Origin of the sequence: Xanthovirga aplysinae, from assembly GCF_009711365.1 — a bacterium.
Lineage (GTDB): Bacteria > Bacteroidota > Bacteroidia > Cytophagales > Cyclobacteriaceae > Xanthovirga > Xanthovirga aplysinae.
In genome coordinates this window covers 1-3,410 of record NZ_SMMB01000707.1, presented here as the reverse complement: position 1 = coordinate 3,410, position 3,410 = coordinate 1, and the positions used below count along the sequence as shown (strand labels likewise).

Below are 3,410 nucleotides of genomic sequence, written 5' to 3'. Positions count from 1 at the left end.
ACTTTTTTTCTACAAGAATAAAAAACGAGACTAAAAAGTAGCAAAAAATAAAAAAGACTATTCCTCATAAAGTTTTCTATCTTCAATTTTTTTATCTAATAAATTGGAATGGCCATCATTCAATGCTTTTGCTTTTTTCCATTGTTGGACCGCCATTTCTATTTCTCCTAATTTATAAAGAGTGTCGCCATAGTGCTCAATTATGGTACCACTGACTTCTCCTTTCATAGCCTTTTCCAAATATTTCCTAGCTTCTTTAAACTGCCCACTCTTATAGAGCACCCAGGCGTAAGTATCCAGGTAGGTTGAATTTTCAGGATTGTCTCTAATCAGTCTTTCAGACATTTCCCTGGCTAAGTCCAGTTTTTCCCCTCGCAAGGAAAGGAAATAGCTATAATTGTTTAGAACGTAGTAATTGTTAGAATTATTTTCAAGAGCAGCTTCATAAGAGGCATCTGATTTCTTATAATCCTTTAGGCCATTGTACGCATCTCCCAATTGACTATAAAAAACACTTAACAATTCCTTGTCTTCCAAAGAAAGATCTTTCCCCGCCTCAAATGCATAAACTGCTTCCTGGTAGTTCTTTTCCAAAAGTTGAGCAGAGCCATTGTAATAATAAACAGAAGCCTGATTAGGAAATAGTTCGAGAGCTTTTTGGGAATGTTCTTTGACCAATTGATATTCTCCCTGTTCCATTTCTGCCAAAAGCAGGTTTTGCCAAACTCTGAACTGAGAATCATCTAAATCTATTGCTTTCAAATATTTTTGTTTGGCAGATTTCTTATCTCCCAGTGTCATGTAAAGATCTCCCAGTACAGCGAAAGTATTAGCGTTGTCCGAATGATGCTCTTCCAGTTTACCAGCAAGTTGAAGACAAAATTTCTTTTTATCATCATGGGGAATATCCCGGATACATTGAGAAAAGACTTGTAGTTTTAGGTCAAAAGCTAATTCCGGCGACTCAAATGCTTGTAACATATGACTTTCCGCTTTTTCTGACTCTCCTTTTCGAGTATAAATTTCAGCCAAATGAATATGTGCCTCTGGTGAATTAGTTTTGTCAATTAGTTGATTTAAATAAGGAAGGGCCTCATCAAGTTTATTATTTGAAATCAATAAATCGCTCTGTCTAATAACAAATCGTTCCTCATCGGGAAAAGCCTGAATCAACTCATCTCCCTCCCTGATTGCTTCTTCTATTTTTTGGGATTGAATATAAATTTTTTGCTTTTGCAGGGTAATATTTTCGTTTTTACCGAAAATTCCTTCTGCTTTATTCATTATTTTTAGAACCTCGGGGTAATTTTCCTGATATAGGTAAATGGTGGCCAGGTCGAATAAGTATTCATCCGTCCCCGGTATATCCCTAATCATTTGCTCATAAAGCTTCCCTGCCTCTTTAAATTCCCCTTTTTGAGAATAAAGCTCTGCACAAAGTAAGTAATAGTATTTATTTTGGTCGTCTAAATTAAGGGAATTATGAGCATGCTTTAACGCATTATCATAATCCCCCATATTAGCAAGTGTCTCGGCAAGCTTAAATTCAACGGCAGCATTTGTAGGATTAAAATCAGCTGCCTTTTGAAAGAAAATATAAGCCTTAGAGTAATCCTCAAGGATATAATATTTTTCTCCTTCGGTAAAGAAAAACTCAGCTTGAAGATAATCCCTTTCTTTCAGGTCTCTATCCTTTTTTACTCTTTTGCTCCGCTGGCCTACGGCTACATGCGAAATACAATAAGAAGACAAAAACAAAAAAAGAAGAAAAAACCTTAGCTTAGTTCCCTTCCACCCCATGGCAAATTGATTAAGTTATTCAATCACTACATTGTAATCCCCTATACTCATATCAGAAGACTTCCCTTTAAGGTTAACAAAGTTACCTACCATGGAGTTTGAAAGATTTACATTTTTAATCTCGCTATTTCTTTGAATTATGGAATTACTAATCCGCGAATCAACCACCTTCGTATTTGCACCCAAGGATACATGTGGACCAATAACTGTATTTTTCACCACAGTATTCTCTCCCAAGAAAACCGGAGGTATAATTACCGCATTATCGATAGTTGCTGAAGAAGAAATAAGATCTTCTTCCCTGATAAATTCCAGGTACCTCTGATTAGTATGAATGGTTGCATTTTTATTACCACAATCTAACCACTCATCCACTTTTCCTGTCACTAATTGAGCACCTTTTGCTTTCATATTTTCAAGGGCATCTGTCAGCTGAAATTCACCTCCAACCTTAAGGTCGTTATCCACCAGATATTGTAATTCCTTCTTCAGCGAATCAGCAGCCTTGAAATAGTAAATCCCAATAATGGCCAAGTCAGAAACAAAAGTTGTTGGTTTTTCAATAAAGTCAGAAATAACACCATCGGCATTTAACTTTACCACACCAAAAGCAGAGGGGTCCTCCACTTGCTTAACCCAAATTACGCCATCATTTTCTACATCAAGTTTAAAATCAGCTCTAAAAAGGGTATCGGCAAAAGCCACAATCACTTTTCCGTCCAACATATCCTTGGCACAAAGCACTGCATGAGCAGTTCCCAATGCTTCTTCCTGATGAAAAAGCCTTCCTTGTGCTCCCACATCCTTGGCGATTTGAAGTAAATTTTCCTTTACCTCCTCTGTAAAATCACCGATCACAAAACCTATTTCTTCAATAGGTTCACTACACACCTTCACAATATCCTCTACAAGTCGTTGAACAATCGGTTTACCCGCAATTGGGACAAGAGGTTTTGGCGTCGTTAATGTATGGGGGCGCATTCGCTTACCCATACCAGCCATTGGAACAATAATTTTCATATTTTAAAAATACTTTGAGAACGATTGGATTTAAATACCAAATAAGAATTAGGAATTTTTGGGAACCATAAAAAACAAAAACTAATCGATAATTACCTTAAGGTGATCCTATTTCCATAAATAACTTCCAAAGGGCAGCATCTGTTAAAGATTAATCCTTTACCTTAAGTAAAGGTATTACTTTTACTTTTACCCTACCCCGGTACTACCAAATCCTCCGTTACTTCTTTCCGTTTCATTTAACAAATCTGCTTCATCCCATTCAATTTGCTCGTGTTTTGCAACAACCATTTGAGCAATACGCTCACCATCATTGATCATAAATGACTGATTTGAAAGGTTTACCAACAACACCTTAATTTCTCCTCTATAATCGGCATCAATGGTTCCGGGACTATTCAGCACAGTCACCCCATGCTTAAAAGCCAAACCGCTTCGAGGCCTTACCTGGGCCTCATATCCTTGTGGGAGTTCCATAAAAAGACCTGTAGGAATAAGTACCCTTTCAAGAGGCTGAAGAGTAACTGCTTTTTCTAACTCTGCTCTTAGATCCATTCCTGCAGAAGAGGAAGTCTGATAAGAGGGAAGGG

3 protein-coding genes are annotated in these 3,410 nt (G+C 37.2%); all 3 read right to left on the bottom strand.

Annotated elements, in window-relative coordinates; genetic code table 11:
- Nucleotides 1-57: 57 nt before the first annotated feature.
- Complete coding sequence (locus tag E1171_RS04455; protein ID WP_155204501.1) at nt 58-1,800, bottom strand: tetratricopeptide repeat protein; 1,743 nt, start codon at nt 1,798-1,800, stop codon at nt 58-60.
- A 15-nt stretch (nt 1,801-1,815) separates the two neighbouring features.
- Nucleotides 1,816-2,820 carry a sugar phosphate nucleotidyltransferase gene (locus tag E1171_RS04450; RefSeq protein ID WP_155204499.1) on the bottom strand — a complete coding sequence of 335 codons (1,005 nt, stop codon included), beginning with the start codon at nt 2,818-2,820 and terminating at the stop codon, nt 1,816-1,818.
- 189 nt (nt 2,821-3,009) lie between these two features.
- Nucleotides 3,010-3,410 (bottom strand): dUTP diphosphatase (gene dut, locus E1171_RS04445; protein ID WP_155204497.1); only part of this gene is annotated, 401 nt, incomplete at its 5' end.

What these genes read in the sequence shown, in the direction of transcription:
- E1171_RS04455 (WP_155204501.1), bottom strand. Translation starts at nt 1,800, where the DNA reads ATGGGGTGGAAGGGAACTAAGCTAAGGTTTTTTCTTCTTTTTTTGTTT.
- E1171_RS04450 (WP_155204499.1), bottom strand. Translation starts at nt 2,820, where the DNA reads ATGAAAATTATTGTTCCAATGGCTGGTATGGGTAAGCGAATGCGCCCC.